This window comes from Natrarchaeobaculum aegyptiacum (assembly GCF_002156705.1).
Lineage (GTDB): Archaea > Halobacteriota > Halobacteria > Halobacteriales > Natrialbaceae > Natrarchaeobaculum > Natrarchaeobaculum aegyptiacum.
The window spans coordinates 2,082,423-2,100,573 of record NZ_CP019893.1 but is presented as its reverse complement, the minus strand read 5'-3'; the positions used below and the strand labels follow the sequence as shown (position 1 = coordinate 2,100,573).

At 66.5% G+C, this 18,151-nt stretch carries 18 protein-coding genes; 9 read left to right on the top strand and 9 right to left on the bottom strand.

Annotation, left to right across the window (positions count from 1 at the left end; all coding sequences use genetic code 11):
* Positions 1-46 precede the first annotated feature (46 nt).
* The 4 genes from B1756_RS10310 to B1756_RS10300 all read left to right on the top strand — a co-directional run bounded on the left by B1756_RS10310 (position 47) and on the right by B1756_RS10300 (position 3,713).
* A complete protein-coding gene (locus B1756_RS10310; protein ID WP_086888459.1) occupies positions 47-1,159 on the top strand; it encodes a transposase in 1,113 nt (370 codons plus the stop codon).
* Positions 1,160-1,441: 282 nt separating this feature from the next.
* Positions 1,442-2,560, top strand: coding sequence for an aminotransferase class V-fold PLP-dependent enzyme (locus tag B1756_RS10305; RefSeq protein WP_086888458.1), 1,119 nt, complete (start codon positions 1,442-1,444; stop codon positions 2,558-2,560).
* 55 nt (positions 2,561-2,615) lie between these two features.
* A complete protein-coding gene (locus tag B1756_RS19420; protein ID WP_161493174.1) occupies positions 2,616-2,762 on the top strand; it encodes a hypothetical protein in 147 nt (48 codons plus the stop codon).
* 96 nt (positions 2,763-2,858) lie between these two features.
* Positions 2,859-3,713 carry a universal stress protein gene (locus B1756_RS10300; RefSeq protein ID WP_086888457.1) on the top strand — a complete coding sequence of 285 codons (855 nt, stop codon included), beginning with the start codon at positions 2,859-2,861 and terminating at the stop codon, positions 3,711-3,713.
* A gap of 27 nt (positions 3,714-3,740) precedes the next feature.
* Here the strand turns inward: B1756_RS10300 and B1756_RS10295 are convergent, their stop codons facing one another.
* Positions 3,741-4,262: a hypothetical protein gene (locus B1756_RS10295; protein ID WP_086888456.1), complete on the bottom strand. Its 522-nt coding sequence runs from the start codon at positions 4,260-4,262 to the stop codon at positions 3,741-3,743.
* Between the two features lie 258 nt (positions 4,263-4,520).
* Here B1756_RS10295 and uvrA point away from each other — a divergent pair, with 258 nt between their 5' ends.
* Positions 4,521-7,484: an excinuclease ABC subunit UvrA gene (uvrA, locus tag B1756_RS10290; RefSeq protein ID WP_086888455.1), complete on the top strand. Its 2,964-nt coding sequence runs from the start codon at positions 4,521-4,523 to the stop codon at positions 7,482-7,484.
* A 92-nt stretch (positions 7,485-7,576) separates the two neighbouring features.
* Here uvrA and B1756_RS10285 read toward each other — a convergent pair whose 3' ends face one another.
* The 3 genes from B1756_RS10285 to B1756_RS10275 form a co-directional block, all read right to left on the bottom strand.
* Entirely contained in the window at positions 7,577-8,140 is a 564-nt protein-coding gene (locus B1756_RS10285) for a PIN domain-containing protein (protein ID WP_086888454.1), read from the bottom strand.
* 4 nt (positions 8,141-8,144) lie between these two features.
* The gene (locus B1756_RS10280) at positions 8,145-8,441 is read right to left on the bottom strand and encodes a UPF0175 family protein (RefSeq protein ID WP_086888453.1); all 297 of its coding nucleotides are present in this window, start codon (positions 8,439-8,441) and stop codon (positions 8,145-8,147) included.
* 87 nt (positions 8,442-8,528) lie between these two features.
* Positions 8,529-9,722, bottom strand: a complete 1,194-nt coding sequence (locus B1756_RS10275; RefSeq protein ID WP_086888452.1) for an MFS transporter — start codon at positions 9,720-9,722, stop codon at positions 8,529-8,531.
* 215 nt (positions 9,723-9,937) lie between these two features.
* Between B1756_RS10275 and B1756_RS10270 the strand changes: the two genes are divergently transcribed.
* Positions 9,938-11,014 (top strand): WD40/YVTN/BNR-like repeat-containing protein, encoded by a 1,077-nt coding sequence (locus tag B1756_RS10270; protein WP_086888451.1) that lies wholly within the window; start codon positions 9,938-9,940, stop codon positions 11,012-11,014.
* 1 nt (position 11,015) lies between these two features.
* Here the strand turns inward: B1756_RS10270 and B1756_RS10265 are convergent, their stop codons facing one another.
* From B1756_RS10265 to B1756_RS10250, 4 genes are all read right to left on the bottom strand, one after another.
* Positions 11,016-11,882 (bottom strand): hypothetical protein, encoded by an 867-nt coding sequence (locus B1756_RS10265; RefSeq protein ID WP_186336446.1) that lies wholly within the window; start codon positions 11,880-11,882, stop codon positions 11,016-11,018.
* Between the two features lie 2 nt (positions 11,883-11,884).
* Positions 11,885-13,180 (bottom strand): outer membrane protein assembly factor BamB family protein, encoded by a 1,296-nt coding sequence (locus B1756_RS10260; RefSeq protein WP_086888450.1) that lies wholly within the window; start codon positions 13,178-13,180, stop codon positions 11,885-11,887.
* A gap of 84 nt (positions 13,181-13,264) precedes the next feature.
* The gene (locus B1756_RS10255) at positions 13,265-14,056 is read right to left on the bottom strand and encodes a hypothetical protein (RefSeq protein WP_228434323.1); all 792 of its coding nucleotides are present in this window, start codon (positions 14,054-14,056) and stop codon (positions 13,265-13,267) included.
* Positions 14,053-15,303 (bottom strand): PQQ-binding-like beta-propeller repeat protein, encoded by a 1,251-nt coding sequence (locus tag B1756_RS10250; protein WP_086888449.1) that lies wholly within the window; start codon positions 15,301-15,303, stop codon positions 14,053-14,055. Before B1756_RS10250 ends, B1756_RS10255 begins: the two co-directional genes overlap by 4 nt.
* A 171-nt stretch (positions 15,304-15,474) precedes the next feature.
* Here B1756_RS10250 and B1756_RS10245 point away from each other — a divergent pair, with 171 nt between their 5' ends.
* From B1756_RS10245 to B1756_RS10235, 3 genes are read left to right on the top strand one after another with little or no spacing between them, the layout of a single operon-like run.
* Positions 15,475-15,813 (top strand): 30S ribosomal protein S24e, encoded by a 339-nt coding sequence (locus B1756_RS10245; RefSeq protein WP_086888448.1) that lies wholly within the window; start codon positions 15,475-15,477, stop codon positions 15,811-15,813.
* Positions 15,814-15,948: a 30S ribosomal protein S27ae gene (locus B1756_RS10240; RefSeq protein ID WP_086888447.1), complete on the top strand. Its 135-nt coding sequence runs from the start codon at positions 15,814-15,816 to the stop codon at positions 15,946-15,948.
* 24 nt (positions 15,949-15,972) lie between these two features.
* Entirely contained in the window at positions 15,973-17,751 is a 1,779-nt protein-coding gene (locus B1756_RS10235; protein ID WP_086888446.1) for a bifunctional N(6)-L-threonylcarbamoyladenine synthase/serine/threonine protein kinase, read from the top strand.
* On the opposite strand, the gene B1756_RS10230 is transcribed toward B1756_RS10235, so the two are convergent.
* Positions 17,742-17,987, bottom strand: a complete 246-nt coding sequence (locus B1756_RS10230; RefSeq protein WP_086888445.1) for a YgaP family membrane protein — start codon at positions 17,985-17,987, stop codon at positions 17,742-17,744. The genes B1756_RS10235 and B1756_RS10230 overlap by 10 nt on opposite strands.
* Positions 17,988-18,151: the final 164 nt, after the last annotated feature.

Below are 18,151 nucleotides of genomic sequence, written 5' to 3'. Positions count from 1 at the left end.
ACAGTAGACGCCGAACCTAATTTGCACCGTTGCTGGTAGGGCGGCTTTGGTCGAGACGACCGAAGCAACACAGCTCTGTCGCGCCGCTTCCACCGTCGTGTATCCAGCGCTCGAGTTCGATATCAAACCCTGTGGGAGCTATACGAGAGAGGACTTTCTGACCGTCCTCTCCCGTGTCGCCTTCGAACAGGAGTTTGCCAATACCGCCGGGAAAACGTGCCAACTCGATGATGGCGATTCGGTCGACGTGACGTCGACGGCTCGCAACGGACTCGCTAAATCACTGTTCTACCACCTTCGAAATCTGGAGACGGACGCCATCGCCGGCCAGTTCGCTGGCGTCCGCGACGATCTCTTCGAGATCCTCCGGAAACAACGACTCTTGCCCGACTGTGTCGATGTTGCGATCGACCTCTACCAGTGGCGGTTTTACGGCGACGCAGACACTGACCACGTCCTGATCACCTATCCCGATCAGGGAACGAATCGAACCTACTGTTTTGCGACGATCTGTATCGTCGCACCAGGAACGCGGTTCACGCTCGACGTGCTGGCACTGGAGGCGAACGGCTTTCGCGAAAAACGCGAAGCCGTTCGCTCGCTGCTGGAAACGGCACGAGAGTACGCCTCGATCAGACACGTCTCCCTCGACAGAGGGTTCTACCAGATTCACGTCGTTCCGGAACTCGAGCAACTTGGCGTCGATTACATCATCCGTGCACGCCTGAGCAACGGGATGAAAGCCCGTCTCAGCGCCGGTGCTGAGACGGTTATCGACGACTATCTCATGCAGCGGAAGCGTGAGTCAACCGCCTCAGCTGCCGTGACTGTGTTTGCGGTCCCACATCGATCGACCGAGGACGAGCACGTCTGGTTTGTCACGAATCTCGACCTCGAGCCTGAGGCAGCGAGAGCGTACGCGGCGGCGTTCCGCCGCCGCTGGGGAATTGAGACCTCCTACCGCCAGATCGGTGACTTTCTCCCGAGAACGTCGTCGCCGACGTTCTCGGTACGGCTCTTTTACTTCCTGTTCGCGGTTTCGATGTACAATCTGTGGATCCTCGCAAATGTACTCGTCTCTGGCGGTGTTATCCCGGAGAAACCGCCGATCTCGACGCGTGTCTTCAGGGAATTCATTGTTGTGACCGATTACGGATAGAGAGAGATCGGTCCGACCGAGCTGATCGGTCAGAACGCCGCAACTGAGTGACAACGCTCAGAAACGCCGCCGACAGCGGCGTTTCTTCGCTCCCTTCCTCGCTGTGTCGCATAGATCGTTGGAACGCTGCAATCCAAATCGATTGATCGACCAGTTTCGTTCGTCTGTCCGCGTTGAATCGGCAACTACTGTTCAGCGCGGGGAAGATGTCAACCGCACCGGTCCCGGCAGTCGACTGGCCAAACCGACAGAACGAACCACCAGCGGGCCGTCGAACCTCGCATGGACCCGATCGCGCTGCGCGAGTCGATCCCCGCCCTCGAGTCGGGCGTCTACTGCAACTGGGGCGCTGCCGGACCGAGTCCCCGGCAGGTCGTCGAGGCCGCCGAGTCGGCTCTCGAGCACCACGAGTACGACGCGCCGACCGCCGAGGGACCCTACACCGCCGCGTTCGACGCCTTCGACGATGCACGGGCTACCGTCGCCGACTTCCTCGAAGGTTCTCCCGACGAGATCGCACTCACCGAGAGCACGACCGACGGTATCAATCGCGTCGCCGGCGCGATCGACTGGAACGAAGGCGACGTCGTCGTCCGAACCGATCTCGAGCACGCCGCCGGCGTCCTCCCGTGGCAGCGCCTCGAGCGCGAGCGCGGGATCGACGTCCGGGTGCTCGAGACCGAAGACGGTCGACTGGATCTCGAGGAGGTCGCTGCGGTCACCGCGGAGGCCCGACTCGTTTGCCTGAGTTCGCTCACCTGGACCCACGGGACGCGGCTGCCGGTGGCCGACGTGGTCGAAATCGCCCACGAGGCCGGTGGGCTGGTGCTGGTCGATGCCGTGCAAGGGCCGGGACAGGTCCCCGTCGACGTCCGCGAGTGGGGCGCGGACTTCGTCGCCGGTGCTGGCCACAAGTGGCTCATGGGCCCGTTCGGCTCGGGCTTTCTCTTCGTCCGGAAAGGTGTCGTCGACGAGCACGACCTCGTCCCGCAAGCGATCGGCTACCGGAGCGTCGACGACGCGAACGCCGACCCCTACCAGTACGAGTCGGGCGCACGACGGTTCGAGGTCGGCACCTCGAGTCCGGCTCCCCACGCGGGCCTCGCCGCGGCCATCGACCTCGTCGAGGACGTTGGCCTCGAGACGATCGGCAGCCGGATCGAGTCGCTCACCGACCACCTGAAAGACGGGCTTCCCGAGGAGCGACTGCTGAGCCCGCTCGAGTTCGAGTCCGGCCTGGTGACGATCGCCGACGACGATCCCGAGGCGACCGTCGATCGACTGGCCGAGGAGGGGATCGTGATCCGCTCGCTCCCCTATCCCGGGGCCGTACGGGTGTCGATCCACGCCGTCAACACCGAGGCCGAGGTGAATCGGGTGCTCGAGGTGCTGGCGTCGTGATCGTTCCACTTCCGGTGATCGGGTCGACGGTCGATGATGAGAGGAGTGACCGACGGTGACCGACTGGTCACTCGTCGACTGGGCTGGCTGGATGGACGAGGAATCGGCCCAGCGCCAGCGGAAGCGGCTCGGTCGACTCGAGGCGGTCGATCGCGAGGAGACAGACGCGGTACTCGATCGGCCCGGTATCGACCGCGAGTGAGCAGATGCGACGGCTGTGAGAGACACGCGGTCGGAACACTCCCGGCTACTGGAATCGACACCCATCGTCAAGTACACCTTCCTCGTACCCCCCTGTATGTTCGAGCGCATTCTGGTCCCGACCGATGGAAGCGAGCCGGCGAGCGCCGCCCTCGAGTACGCCGGCGAGATCGCCGCCCGATCGGCCGTCACCGTCCACGTCCTCCACGTGCGAGAGGGAGACGCAGGCGGCGACGAGGCGACGATCGACGACCTGCTCGAGGACGACCGATCGTGGGCGGCCGAGGCGGACGCGCCCGTAATCGACGAGGTCCGGACGGGGACGCCCGTCGAGTCGATTCTCGAGTTCGCTGCCGAACAGCCGATCGACGCCATCGTGATGGGGACCCGAGGCCGGCGGGGAGTCGGCCGGCTGCTACTGGGTAGCGTCACCGAGGACGTCGTTCGCGACGCCGACGTCCCGGTTCTCGTCGTCCGTGCTGGCGACGACGTCCGACGGCCCTGTCCCATCGAGCGCGTCCTCGTCCCCACAGACGGGAGCAGCCACGCCGATGCCGCCCTCGAACGCGCCATCTCGCTCGTCGAGGATCTCGAGGGCGAAGCCGAGGGTTCGGTGGACTGCCACGTGCTCTCGGCGATCGACGTCGCTCCAGCGGAGGTAAGCGAGGGCAGCGACCTCCGGGTGGACCGTCTCGAGACCCACACCGAGACGGTGGTCGAGGACGCCGTCGACCGGGCCGAGGCTGCAGGGGTCGAGGTGACGAGTGCGGTCCGCTACGGGTCGATCTACCGGTCGATCCGATCGTATGCCGTCGAGAACGACGTCGACCTGATCGTGATGGGGACCCACGGCCGAAGTGGTCTCGATCGACTCCTGCTGGGCAGCGTCACCGAACGCGTGCTCAGGACAGCGCCGGTTCCGGTGCTGACGGTCACCGCAGCGCAGGACTGAGCGAGCAGGACACTGACCGATCACGTGCTACTCCTCGCCGGACTCTCGTGACGCGCCCGACGACGCCGCAGCCTCGAGCAACGTCTCCCGCTCGGTGAAGTACGCGGGGGCGTCTTCGTCTGCCTCGAACTGGAGGACACGCTCGAGGGCCGTCGTCCCGTCGACGCCGTCCGACTCTATGTCCTCGGCGAGGCCGACGTAGCTCGCGGCCAGTTCCTGGGTGGCTTCCATCCGGGCCTGTTTTTGCTCGACTCGCGCCTGCTTTTCCTCGAGGTCGGCCTGCAGCGACTCGAGTTCGGCGACGTCGGGCCCGCCGGGTGCTGGACCGTCGGTCGACGGTGGCGTCTCGGTCCGGGTCCGGTCCTTGTGGTCTGCCAGCCGGGCGCGAATCTCGGTGACGTGTTCGTCGACTTCTTCGAGCAGATCGGTCGCCTCCTCGCCCATCCGTTCGACCTCGCCCGAGAGGAGTCCAGCCTGAATGCGACAGTACTCGACGACGTCCGCGCGGGACAGCGCCGCCGCGGTGGCCTCCTCGGTGTCCTCGTCCATGCCGGAGGGTTCTCACTCCCGGGCGAAGTCACTTTGGACCGAATCCTGATACGTGCTATAGTAGTCACTGCACGTCAGTACGCACCTGATCGCCAGACGGATCGGCGATCAGTGTGTGGATCGTTGCAGTTGTTACTATAACAGAACAGAGCGGCCTGCAGGCCGGTATCAGACCCGTTAAGTTGCTCGGGCCACTGACGATATCACGATGAATCGGGTACCGAGTCGGAGACCGTCCCCGCCGTTCGTCACGAACCCATGACGAGAGAGAATATCGAGGTACGGGGCGCCGAAGAGCACAACCTGAAAGACCTCGACGTGACGATCCCACGGGAGTCGTTTACCGTCGTCACCGGCCTCTCGGGGTCGGGCAAGTCCTCACTCGCCTTCGAGACCGTCTACGCCGAAGGCCAGCGTCGCTACATCGAGAGCCTCTCTGCGTACGCCCGGAACTTCCTCGGGCAGATGGACAAACCACAGGTCGAGACCGTCGAAGGCCTCTCGCCGGCGATCTCGATCGACCAGAAGAACGCCGCGAACAACCCCCGCTCGACCGTCGGGACCGTCACCGAGTTGCACGACTACCTCAGGCTACTGTACGCCCGGGTGGGAACCCCCCACTGCCCGGAGTGTGGCCGCGAGGTCGGCGAGCAGTCGGCCCAGAACATGGTCGAGCGCATCCTCGAGTTGCCCGAGGGAACGAAGGCGAAACTCGCCGCGCCGGTCGTCCGCGATCAGAAGGGAGCCTTCGAGGACCTCTTCGACGAGCTAGTCTCGGAAGGCTACTCCCGCGTCGAAGTCGACGGCGAGGAACACGACCTCACCCTCGAGAAACCCGACTTAGACGAGAACTTCGTCCACACCGTCGACGTGATCGTCGACCGCGTGAAGGTGAGCACCGAGGCTCGCCCGCGGATCGTCGACAGCGTCGAGACCGCACTCGAGGAGGCCGACGGCGTCATGAAGGTCATCCTGCCGGACGCACCCAAGGACGTCGTCGAGGACTTCGGCACCGAGGCGCGCCGGACCGGTGCGCTGGGCGAGGAGGACGACGACGACGATCGGTTCGTCGCCGAGTTCTCGAAGGATCTCGCCTGTACTCACTGCGGGATCGACGTCCCCGAGATCGAGACCCGGTCGTTCTCGTTCAACTCCCCACACGGTGCCTGTCCGGAGTGTGAGGGGCTGGGCGAGACCAAGGAGATCGACGAGAGTCTCGTGATCCAGGACGAATCGAAGCCGCTGAAACACGTTTTCGAACCCTGGAGCTACAACCGGTCGTACTACCAGACCCGACTCGACGCCGTCGCCGCCCACTTCGACGTCTCGCTGTCGACCCCGTTCGAGGAGCTAGACGAGGAGATCCAGCAGGCGTTCCTCTACGGAACGAGCGAGCAGGTCACCTTCGAACGTCACACGAAGAACGGTACCCGGCGCAAGCGCAAACGCTTCGAGGGCGTCATCCCCAACCTGGAGCGCCGGTACCTCGAGACGGACTCGGATTCGACCCGCGAGCACATCGAGGACTACATGTCCGCGACGGCGTGTCCGTCCTGTGACGGAACCCGCCTCAAGCCCGCGAGCCGAGCCGTGCTCGTCGACGACACCGCGATCACGGAGATCAACGCGATGAGCATCGGCGACGCCCTGGAGCACTTCGAGACGCTCGAGGCGAGTTTCTCCGAGCGCGAGAAGGTGATCGCCGAGGAAATCCTCAAAGAGATCCGCGCCCGGCTTGGCTTCATGGTCGAGGTCGGACTCGAGTACCTGACCCTCGATCGAGAGGCATCGACGCTCTCGGGCGGGGAGAGCCAGCGCATTCGGCTCGCAACCCAGATCGGCTCCGGCCTCGTGGGCGTGCTGTACGTCCTCGACGAGCCCTCGATCGGGCTCCACCAGCGGGACAACGACCGCCTGCTCGACACGCTCTGTGAACTCCGGGACCTCGGCAACACCCTGCTCGTCGTCGAACACGACGAGGAGACGATGCGCCGGGCGGACAACGTCATCGACATGGGTCCCGGGCCAGGCAAGCGCGGGGGCGAGGTCGTCGTCAACGGCCCCGTCGAGGAGGTCATGGACTGCGAGGAGTCGATCACCGGCGACTACCTCTCGGGGCGCACACAGATCCCGGTCCCCGAGGAGCGTCGCGACCCCGACGGTGCACTGACGATCCGTGGGGCCCGCCAGCACAACCTCGACGACGTCGACGTCGACATTCCGCTGGGATGCTTTACCGCGATCACCGGCGTCTCGGGCTCCGGCAAGTCGACGCTCATGCACGAGGTCCTCTACAAGGGCCTCGCCCGAGACATGAACGACAACACCTCGGTCGTCCCCGGCGACCACGACGCACTCGAGGGGCTCGAGGAAATCGAGACCGTACGCCTGATCGACCAGTCGCCGATCGGTCGGACGCCACGCTCGAACCCGGCGACCTACACCGGCGTCTTCGACTACGTTCGCGAGCTGTTCGCCCAGACGAAGCTCTCGAAGCAACGGGGCTACGAGAAGGGGCGATTCTCGTTCAACGTCAAGGGCGGCCGCTGTGAGGAGTGTGGCGGACAGGGCACCGTCAAGATCGAGATGAACTTCCTCTCCGACGTCTACGTTCCCTGTGAGGAGTGCGACGGCGCTCGCTACAACGACGCCACGCTCGACGTTACCTACAAGGGCAAGACCATCTCGGACGTCCTCGACATGGAAGTCGGCGAGGCCTACGAGTTCTTCGAGTCGAACTCCCAGATTCGCCGCCGGCTGAAGCTGCTGAAGGACGTCGGCCTCGACTACATGACCCTCGGACAGCCCTCGACCACCCTCTCCGGTGGCGAAGCCCAGCGGATCAAACTCGCCGAAGAGTTAGGGAAGAAAGACTCCGGCGAGACCCTCTACCTGCTCGACGAGCCCACCACCGGCTTACACCACGAAGACGAGCGCAAGCTCATCGAGGTGCTCCACCGGCTGACCGACAACGGCAACACCGTCGTCGTCATCGAACACGAACTCGACCTCGTGAAAAACGCCGACCACGTCATCGACCTCGGCCCCGAAGGCGGCGAGCACGGCGGCCAGATCGTCGCCACCGGAACCCCCGAGGAGGTCGCCCGACTCGAGGATTCGCACACGGGGCGCTACCTCCGGGACCTGCTCCCGAAAGTGGATCTCGAGGGGCCACGCGGCGAGCGCGTCGAGCCCGTGACGGCACCGATGGACGACGACTGAGACGGATTACTGTATCGATTTACCGGCTCGACCGCAGGGCGGATCGCGGTCGTGGCGGAACTGACGTACAGTAAACCGTATGACCCGACCCGTTACTTCTTTGTGGCTTCCTCGATCAACCGCTCTGCACGCCTGAACAGCCCAACACTGAGTCGTGCCCCAACTTCGTCCATCGCCTCGAGCCTGTCGGTCGCCGTCCCGGGCTCGAGATCGCCGCGTTCGACGGCCCGTATCAGGACGCCGATCGAACTGGAGACGGGAATCGAGAGGGTCTTGCAGGTCTTTCGGAGGGGTTTGTCGTCGGTGACGACGACCGGGTTTTCGTGAGCCAACGCTGCCGCCAGTAGCGGTACGTCACCGGCCCGGTCGTCCGGGTTCGTCGACCGGCCGAGCTGGGTCGCGGCCGTCTCGAGCCGGTCGGCCCACTCATCAGACGTCGAGGAATCGTGACCATCGACCGTCGAAAGCCAGTCACCGCGAGCCCGCTCGAGGTCGCTCGTGGCGGGTTCGGACGAGACTTCCTCGACGACCGCGTGCGGCATCGAAACGTCTCCCCCGGTCTCCTGAAGCAACTCCAGCGAGCCGATATCTGCCAGTGTGATGAAGACGCTCGCGTCGACGAGGAGCGTCCGGCGGTCGGTCCGATCGTCGCTCATCCGCTCACCGGAGCGCGTCGACGTCCGCCTCGAGATCGGCGTCGTCGTAGTTCGAGAGGACGTTTCGCTCGTTCGCTTCAGCCATCATCTGCGCGATCGAAACGTCGGCGATTTCGGCGGCCCCGCGCATCCCGACCTCGCCCTCGCGGTAGCGCTCGAGGGCGATCCGAATCAGTTCCTCGCGAGCACCGCGCCGGACGGCCTCCCGAATCGCGTCGCTGCGGCCGCTCCCGCGCTGTTCGGCGAGCCGATCGAGGAGCGTCAGTTCCTCGTCGCTCATCCGAGCGGTCACGTTCTCCATGTGTATTGCATCGTGTTGCAACGCATTAAGTATGGCTGTGGTCCCGAGTGAGCGGGGCAGTTTCTCGCGCTCTCACCGGCCACCCGGTCAGTCACTCGAGACGAAGACGACCACGAGGACCACCAGCGCGATCCCGCCGAGTCCGACGAACGCCTCGTCGAAGTACCCGCGGTCGGCGATCGCTCCGAAGATGACCGGGCTCGAGGCCCCGAGCGCGATGTAGACTGTTCGGAGCGCACCCAGACTCGTCCCCTGTGTGCCGTCCGGAAGCCGTCGCGTGAGGTCGGAGATCACGATCGTCTCGAATCCGAGGAGGCTACTCGCGAAGATCGTGAGGACGACGAACAGCCACAGTTCTCCTGCGAACGGTAGTGCGACGAGCGCCAGCGCGGCCGAAGCCATGATCACCAGCAGCGGAGCCCGGACGCCGATCCGGTCGTAGGTTCGCCCGGCGATCGGCTTCAGCAGGATGCCGAGTGCGAAGAAAAAGCCAAAGAGTCCGGTCGCGACCGCCGCGGAGAGGTCCTTTTCGTCCATGAGGTACGTCGGATAGAAGCCCATGAAGGCGTGGATGACGAGCGCCCACAGCACGAGGAGGAGGGTCGCGCGCCGGACGTACGGCCGGGAAAGCGTCGCGGTGACGTCCTCGAGTGTGATCGTCTCACCCAGCGACGTCGGCTCCGTGGTCCGTTTCGGGAGCGTCGTCCAGAGCCCGACCGCCGCGAGCAAGAACAGCGGGATGGCGAAGCCGAAGCCGTACTGCCAGGCGACTGCAGCCGCGAGGACCCCGGCGAGAGGCGGCATCACCGTGTTGCCGACGTCGCCGGCGGCCATCGTCGCGCCCGTCGCCGTCCCGAGGTGATCGGGATAGACCTTCTTCAGGATCGTGAACCTCGAGACACCGTAGAGGGCCGTTGCCCCGCCGAACAGCGTCGTCGCCAGAAAGAGGACGATCGGCGAGTTCGCGAAGACGACGAGCGCGAGCATCGTCGCGGCGAGCAGCGAACTGGCGATCAACAGCGGGCGTTCCCCGACCCAGTCGGCGAGGATGCCACCGGGAAGCTGTCCGAACGCGTAGGCGACCCAGAGCACCGTGATCAAGAGCCCGGCGGTCGTCAGCGTGAGGTCGTACGTCTCGCTGATCTCCGGCAACAGCGCCGGGTAGATCATCCTGACGCTGATCGACAGGAACCAGCCAAAGGCCACGGCCAGCAGGATGGTTCCGCGCCCGTCGCTCCGGAGGTCTGCAATCACGCGTTTCGGTTCGGAAATAACACGCACGACTGTCGATCGTCACCCGTCGGATGCGTTCTCGAGGGAGCTAATCAGTCTTCGCAAAGGCGAGTGATACCTGTACAGCGGCCGGGTCGCCGCGAACCAGACTGTCCTGACTCGAGCGTATCGCGAGGACGAAACGGGGAACCACCGCTGGGACGCGCCGACCGGCCCGGCACGGCCGGGAACGGTCATAAGCCCCTGGAACGCCAAGACGAACCATGGCGACTGTCTACGCCTGCCTCGAGGATCGGCTCCTCGTCTGTACCGACTCGAGCGTCGAGTGGACGAGCGAGGTCCGTCTCGAGGGCCACAGACTCGAGTGCGTCGCTGCCTCTCCGGACGCGCCGGAGCGAGCGTTCGTCGGGACGTTCGAGGAGAGCGAGGCACGTAGCGGCTCGGAACGAGCGACCGGTGAACCCGTGAGCGGCGGCCTCTTCCGAACGACCGACGGTGGGGGCTCGTTCGACCCGCTCGAGACACCGTTCGTCAGCGAGTCCGTCACCGCGCTCGAGGTCAGTCCGCACGACCCCGACGTGGTGTACGCCGGGACGGAACCGAGCCGCGTCTACCGTAGTTCGGACGGCGGCGACTCCTGGACCCACCTCGAGGGCATCGGCGATCTGCCCTCCGCCGAGGAGTGGTACTTCCCGCCGCGACCACACACCCACCACGTCCGCTGGCTCGAGGTCGACCCCTTCGATCCGGAGCGGCTCTACGTCGGCATCGAGGCCGGCGCGTTCGTCTACAGCACAGACAGCGGCGAGACGTGGGACGAGCGTCCCGAGGGGTCGCGACGGGACAATCACACCCTCGCCGTCCACCCCGACCGCGAGGGTCGAGTTTACACCGCCGCGGGCGACGGCTACGCCGAGAGCGACGACGGCGGCGAGTTCTGGCGACACCCACAGCGGGGCCTCGAGCACACCTACTGCTGGGGACTGGCCGTCGACCCCGGCGATCCCGGGGCCGTGATCGTCTCGAGTGCGAGCGGCGCTCGGACGGCTCACACGGCCGAGAACGCGGAGACGTACGTCTACCGCCGATCGGGTGCCGGTGCCGAAGACGCCACCGGCGCGGCGTGGGACCGACTCGAGGACACGGGTCTGCCCACCGGCAACGGCGTCGTTCGCGCGCTGTTCGCCACCGCAAGCGACGACGGCGTCGTCTACGCGTTCAACAACCACGGGCTCTTCGTGAGCGAGGACTTCGGCGGTCGCTGGGAGCCGCTGGGACTCGAGTGGCCCGAGGCTTACGAGGGCCAGACGCCGCGCGGGCTGGCGGTCGTCGACGCGTAGACTAGTCGTCGGGTTCGGTCTCGCCCTCGGGGTCGGCCTCGAGATCGGAGTCAGCGTTCGGTTCGGAGCCGAGTGCCGAGTCGGGACTCGCGTCGAGCACGACGACGATCGCCACCGCGTGGACGGGCGCGACGATCGCGGTGCTGAGCAGCGCGCCGACGGTCGAGACGTCCGCGAGCAGCCACGCGCCGAGTCCGAACGCGAGCACGAGTCCCGCGAGTTGCCACCCGCGCCCCGCCGTCAGGCGGTTGCTCTCCCCGATCGCAGCCGGCAGTCCACGACCGGCGACGAGCAGTCCCGGCACGGCGAAGAGCCGAACCATGACGAAGAGCAGCAGTGCGAGCAACGGGAGCCCCCACAGTCCCATCCCCTGCAGGGCGTCGACCGAACCCAGCAGCCGATCGGTCAGGTCGACGACGAGGACGAATCCGAACAGCGAGACGACCATCCGGAGTTGCGGCTCTCGGCCCATCGGTCGAGCCATCGTGACCACTCCGGCGACGGTGACCGCGAGCAGCGGGAGGACGTAGCTGGCGAGCCCCCACCCCAGCAGGTGCGGATGGAGGGCGACCAGCGACTCGAGGGGGACGGTCGTCTGTGAAACCCCAGTTGGATAGCCGACGTACGTGACGTGCAGGTCGAGGTGGCTCCCGTCGAACACGACGTGCTCGGGAGTCGGAAGCGGATCAGCCCGGCGCAGCCAGTCGAGCGCGGCGAGTGCGAGTCCGACGACGAAAAACGGGACGAGCAGGACTGGATCGCGACGGATCGTCTCGAGCGCCGCCACGAGCGGGTGTGGGGAGTCTCGAGCGAGCGGAATACGATCGTCGTCGGTGACGTCGTCGCCGGGGGGCGAACTTCCCACCATGCTCACGCGGCCTCCTCGAGGGCGAGAATCCGCTGGGATTCGACGACGTAGCAGACGCCATCACCGAAGATCGGCTGGGAGAAACCGGCCCCGTCGTCGTAGACGAACCGCCGGTCGCCGGTCTCGGCGTCGAACGCCAGCAACTCGTCCCACCAGAAGTCAGCGAGGTAAACGACGCCGTCGGCGACCGCTGGGCTCGTCTGGAAGCTGTACTCGGTGTCTGCAGTCCAGCGTTCGGTCCCGTCCGCGAGGTCGATCGCGTGCAGTGTCCCCGTGCCGTCGGTACAGAACGCAGTTCCGTCGGCGACGGCGACGGTTCCGTCGTCTGCGTTGCCGCCGTGGGTGTACTCCCACAGCACGTCGCCGTCGTCGTGATCGAGCAACGAGACCTGCCGATTTCCGGGGACGAGAATCCCCTCGGCGGCCGCTGTCGGCGCGAGCAGGTCGATCTGCTCGAGGCCGACGGCCCAGCGTCTTTCGCCCGTTTCCGCGTCGATGGCCGCGACCGTCGTCGGGTACCCAACGACGTAGACGGTGTCGTCCCACAGGACGGGGCGGTAGGGCGTCCCGAGCGGGAGGTCGCCGATCGAGAACTCCCAGCGGAGGTCGCCGCTGCTTGCGTCGAGGGCCACCGCTCGGTGGGCGGTGGGGGCGATCGCGTACACCGTCTCGCCGTCGGTCACGGGCGGCCGCGTCGTCGGCGAGGATCGAGCGGGCGTGCCGGTCCCGTTCCCGGCGCCGTGCCAGCGCTCGAGACCGAACTCGAGGCCGAACAGGTCGTAGCCCCCGGCGGCGTTCAACCCGCGAATGCCGCCGGGGTGACTGACCACGAGCGTGTCGGTCCGGTAGGCACTCGCCGACGCTCGAGCCGGGGCAGACCGAAACGTTCCCGAGCGTGTGAATCGAACCGCGCCGGTCTCCCGATCCAGCGCGACGATCGAGTCGCGCCCGGTCGCAAACAGCGTGTCGCCGACGAGGATAGGCGAGTGCCAGTCGTAGGATCCGGGGTCGATCTCGCGCTCCCAGCGGACGCGAACGTCGTCTCTCGGCCCCGACGCGTCCGGGTTGTGACTGGTTCCCGCGGGATCGTATCGGACCATGGGCCAGTCGATCGTATCTACGGTCACGGTCGCGGTTGCGTCCGGGTCCGGGTCTGGGCCTGGACCGGCGTTCGCCTCGACAACCGCATTCGTCGCCGAGGACGGTGAGTCGCTCGAGCGGCCGAGCGCGGCCGAGCCGCCGGCGATACCGGCGAGCGCGAGGCCACCGCCGGCGAGGAATCGACGTCTGGAGGGCATCGACACCGACCACAGAAGCGACTCCCGTAATTCTTGTCATCACGCCTGACGATCGAATCGAGTTCGAGCGAGCCGGCCTGCCGGTCAGCCGTCCGCTGTATCCCACTCGAGCAGTGAGACGATGGCAACGGCGTGCAGCGGCGCGACGAGGGCGGTGGTCACGAACGTCCCGGCGGCGACACTCGCGAGGAACCAGCTCGAGAGTCCGACGACGAAGATTACGCCGACGATCGTCCAGCCGCGGCCCCGGGTTCGTCGCGCGCTCTCGCGGATCGCCTCGACGAACGAGCGTCCGGCGACGAGCAAGCCCGGAACGGCGAACAGCCGGACCGTCACGAGGAGGTAACCGACGAGCAGTGGAACCCCCACCAGCCCCATCCCCTGAAGCAGCTCGATCGAGCCGAGCAGCCGATGGAGGAGGTCCGCCGCGAGCACGAACCCGAAGACGGCGCCAACGGCCTCGAGTCGGACGGGCTGGTCCATCGCGCGGGCGATCGTAACCGCCCCCGCCGCGGCCACTGCGAGCAGCGGGAACAGGTACAGCGCGAGTCCCCACGCGAGATACTCCGGGTGGAGGCCGACGAGCGACTCGAGGTGGGTCGTCGTCTGCGGGACGCCGGTCGGGAAGCCGGCGTACGCGAGGTCGATCGAAACGCCGTTCGACCACGGGACCGCGCGTTCGACCGTGGGGATCGGGTCCTCTAGTCGAAGGTAATCGACGAGCGTGAGGAAGACGCCGGCGAGGAGAAACGGGACGATCAGTCTGGGGTCCCGACGGATTCGAACGAGCGCGACCGTGAGCGGATCCCAGTGATCGGCGTCGTCGCTCGCAGGGTCGTCTCGCGGGTCGAACACGCGTGGTGGTCGATCCGTCATTGGGATGCCTCCTCGAGGGCGACGACACCGTCCCACCCGGTCGCGTACAGGACGCCGTCGGCGACGATCGGCTGTGAGAAACCGGACTCGCCCTCGAACGACCAGCGCCGCTCGCCCGTTTCTGCGTCGAGCGCGATCAATTCTGGGAGAGAGCGATAACCGAGGTAGACGACGCCGTCGGAGACGATCGGCCGGACCGGGTACCCGTAGTCGACCGTCCAGATCTCGTCACCGCTCTCGAGGTCGATCGCGTGCAACGAGTCCCGACCGTCTGGCACGAAGACCGTCCCGTCGGCGACGGCGGCGGTCCCGCCGGTCAGGTTGCCGTCGTGGGTGTACTCCCACAGCACGTCGCCGTTGGCCGGATCGAACAACGTCACCCCTTCCCTGTCCGGGACGACGAGTCCGGCGGCCGTCGCCGTGGGCGGACGGAAGTTTCGGTATCGCAGGGAACTGCCCTCGTGAGCGTCGGGTCTGACGTCCCAGTCTCGGTCACCCGTTTCGGCGTCGACCGCGACGAGATCACCGGGACGGCTCGAGACGTAGACGGTTCCGTCGCGGACCGCCGGCCGGTTCGTTCCGATCGAGCGTCCGTCGCCGATCGTCCGTTTCCACTCGAGGCTGCCGCTGCTCCCGTCGAGCGCGAGCAGCCGGTCGGTTCCGGGATCGACAGCGTACACCGTTCCGTCTGCGGCCACGGGTGCAGGTTCCGCCGGCGGCCCGATCCGGAAGACGTCGGGTTCCGAACCGGGGCCATACCAACGTTCGCTCCCGAACTCGAGCCCCAGGAGTTCGAAGCCGCCGTCGGCGCTCAGTCCGTAGAGGCCGGCTGTGCTGGCGACGGCCAGTGTCGGGGTTCGGTATGCACTCGCCACCACTCGGGCCGGCGTCGACTGGTACGAGCCGTTCCGGGTGAATCGGACGTCGCCAGTGTCGCGCCCGAGTGCGATCAACGATCGGCGGCCGACCACGTAGAGGGTGTCCCCGAGCAGGATCGGCGGTGACTCCGAGCGAACCCGCTCACCGGGATCGCGTTCCCACGCCACCTGTACGTCGTCTCTGGGGCCGGCGGTCGACGCCGCGTGTCCGGTTCCGGCGGGGTCGTACCGGGCCATGGGCCAGTCCGCGGCGTCGGCGGCCACTCGAGCGTCGGCGCTCGAGGTCGGGCCGTCAGCCGCTCGAGTGCATCCAGCGAGCGCGGAGGCGGCGAGGCTCCCGGCTGCGAGGACGCTCCGTCTGGAGGGCATCGGTCGAATGCTCGTCAGAATGACGTGAGTATCTTTCTATATGACCGACGGAGACCGGAACGGAACGACGGGCGCGGGGACGGTCGAGTTGGCGACGCCGCTGGCAGGATTCGCGGGTAGATGCTTCGAAATCCTTTTAGTCGCGACAGGGGCATAGTAGGGTAACTGACCATGGACATCGACATCGTCTCCGAGGAGGAGAACCCCATGTTGCATCGGACCGACGTGACCTTCGAACTGACTCACGACGACGCTACGCCCGAACGCCTGCAGGTTCGGGACAGCCTCGCCGCGACGCTCAACAAGAACGCAGACGAGGTCGTCGTGCGCAAACTCGAGACCAAGTTCGGGATGCGAAAGACCGTCGGCGAGGCAAAGGTCTACGAGACCGCCGACTTCGCCCGCGACGTCGAGCAGGACCACATGCTCGAGCGCAACAAGATCGGCGTCGGCGAAGAACCGGAGGCCGACGCAGAGGCCGAAGCCGAACCCGAAGCGGAGGAAGCCTAAATGGCACACTACGAACTCTACAACGACGACGGCAGCACCGACCGCGAACAGTGCCCCCGCTGTGCCGACGCGTTCCTCGCCGACCACGGCGACCGCTCTCACTGCGGGAAGTGTGGCTACACCGAGTGGGAGTAGATCCCACCGACTCGAGGACGACTCGTGAGTGACCACTCCGGAACGACCGGACAATCCGACACCCGCATTCTCGGTATCGAAGGCACTGCCTGGGCAGCCAGCGCAGCGGTCTACGACGCCGCGGACGGCGTCGATTCCGTCGTCATCGAAACCGACGCCTACGAGCCCGACAGCGGCGGCATTCACCCCCGCGAGGCCGCCGAGCACATGCACGAGGCGATCCCGCAGGTCGTCGAGCGTGCGCTCGCACACGCCGTCGAGACCCACGACGGGGGTGCGGGTGAACCACCGGTGGACGTCGACGAGCGCTGCTCGTCGGACAAACAGGCTGCGCCTGTTGACGCCGTCGCCTTCTCTCGCGGCCCCGGCCTCGGCCCCTGCCTCCGGATCGTCGGGACGGCCGCACGCGCGCTCGCCCAGTCGCTTTCCGTCCCGCTCGTCGGCGTCAACCACATGGTCGCCCACCTCGAGATCGGCCGCCACACCGCCGGCTTCGACGATCCGGTCTGTCTGAACGCCAGCGGCGCGAACGCCCACCTGCTGGCCTACCGGAACGGCCGGTATCGTGTGCTCGGCGAGACGATGGACACCGGCGTCGGCAACGCCATCGACAAATTCACCCGCCACGTCGGCTGGTCCCACCCCGGCGGTCCGAAAGTCGAGGCGGCCGCGAAAGACGGCGAGTACGTCGACCTGCCCTACGTCGTCAAGGGGATGGACTTCTCGTTTTCGGGAATCATGAGCGCCGCCAAGCAGGCCGTAGACGACGGGACGCCCGTCGAGGACGTCTGCTTCTCGTTGCAGGAGAACGTCTTCGGCATGCTGACCGAGGTCTCGGAACGAGCGCTGTCGCTGACCGGCAGCGACGAACTCGTCCTCGGCGGCGGCGTCGGGCAAAACGCCCGCCTTCGGGAGATGCTCGCCGAGATGTGCGACCAGCGCGGGGCCGACTTTCACGCCCCCGATCCGCGTTTCCTGCGCGATAACGCCGGCATGATCGCCGTCCTCGGCGCACGGATGTACGAGGCCGGCGATACGCTGGCACTCGAGGAGTCCCGCGTCGATCCGAACTTCCGTCCCGATCAGGTCGACGTAACCTGGCGTGGGCCGCCCGAGCAGCGCGAGGGGATGGTGAACCCGGCTGCAGTCGCAGACGACGGCGAAGACGCTACCGTACAGGGTGCAGAGGCGATCGTCGACCTCGAACCCGAGGCTGGCCGGGTGACCAAACGCCGGGTCGAAAAGAGCTACCGCCACCCCGCCCTCGACGACCGCCTGCGCCGGGAGCGAACCACGCTCGAGGCCCGCCTGACCAGCCTCGCCCGCCGCGAGGGCGTCCCGACGCCCGTCCTGCGAGACGTCGATCCAGCCGAGGCGCGACTCGAGTTCGCCCACGTCGGCGAGTCGGATCTCCGGGACGACCTCTCGTCCGAACGGGTCCGGGAGGTGGGGCGACACCTCGCAAGACTGCACCGGGCGGGGTTCGTCCACGGCGATCCGACGACCAGAAACGTGCGGGTCGGGTGTGCGGGACGCGACGCGTCCCAGACCGGGCGAGCGGCCGACGGCCGCGAGCGGGATTCGGATCGGACGTACCTCATCGACTTCGGTCTCGGCTACCACACCGACCACGTCGAGGACTACGCGATGGACCTGCACGTCTTCGACCAGAGCCTCGTCGGCACGGCCGCAGACCCCGACCCGCTGCGCGAGGCGGTCCGTGAAGGGTACCGCCACGTGGGCGACGAACGGGTGCTAGAGCGCCTCCGGACGATCGAAGGGCGTGGCAGATATCAGGAGTGAGTCTCCTCGAGCGCCGCGCCCTCGACCGTCGAGTCCGACGTCGTGTCGATTCCGAGTGCGTAGTTAGCGCCACAGAAACAGGTGACGGCGTTGACCAGCAATCCGATCCCTGCGATTCCGGCGATGGCGGCCCGATTGCGCTTTCGACTGCGGTAGGAACTGAGTGCGGCGACGACCAGCACGACGCCGAGTGCGCCGCGAGCGATGCGATCGAGTCCACCCACGTTCCGTTCCATAGAAGACGTGTTTCCAGACTCCCTGAAAGCTGTTTCCCCGACCCGTGGGACCGCAGACCGGGGACCGGGGTCGAGACTGTCCGATCGACGGATCACCGGACGACTCGAGACGTGCGAAACGGGATTCGCAGCGATCGTTCCACCGAGCGAGACGAGCACACAAT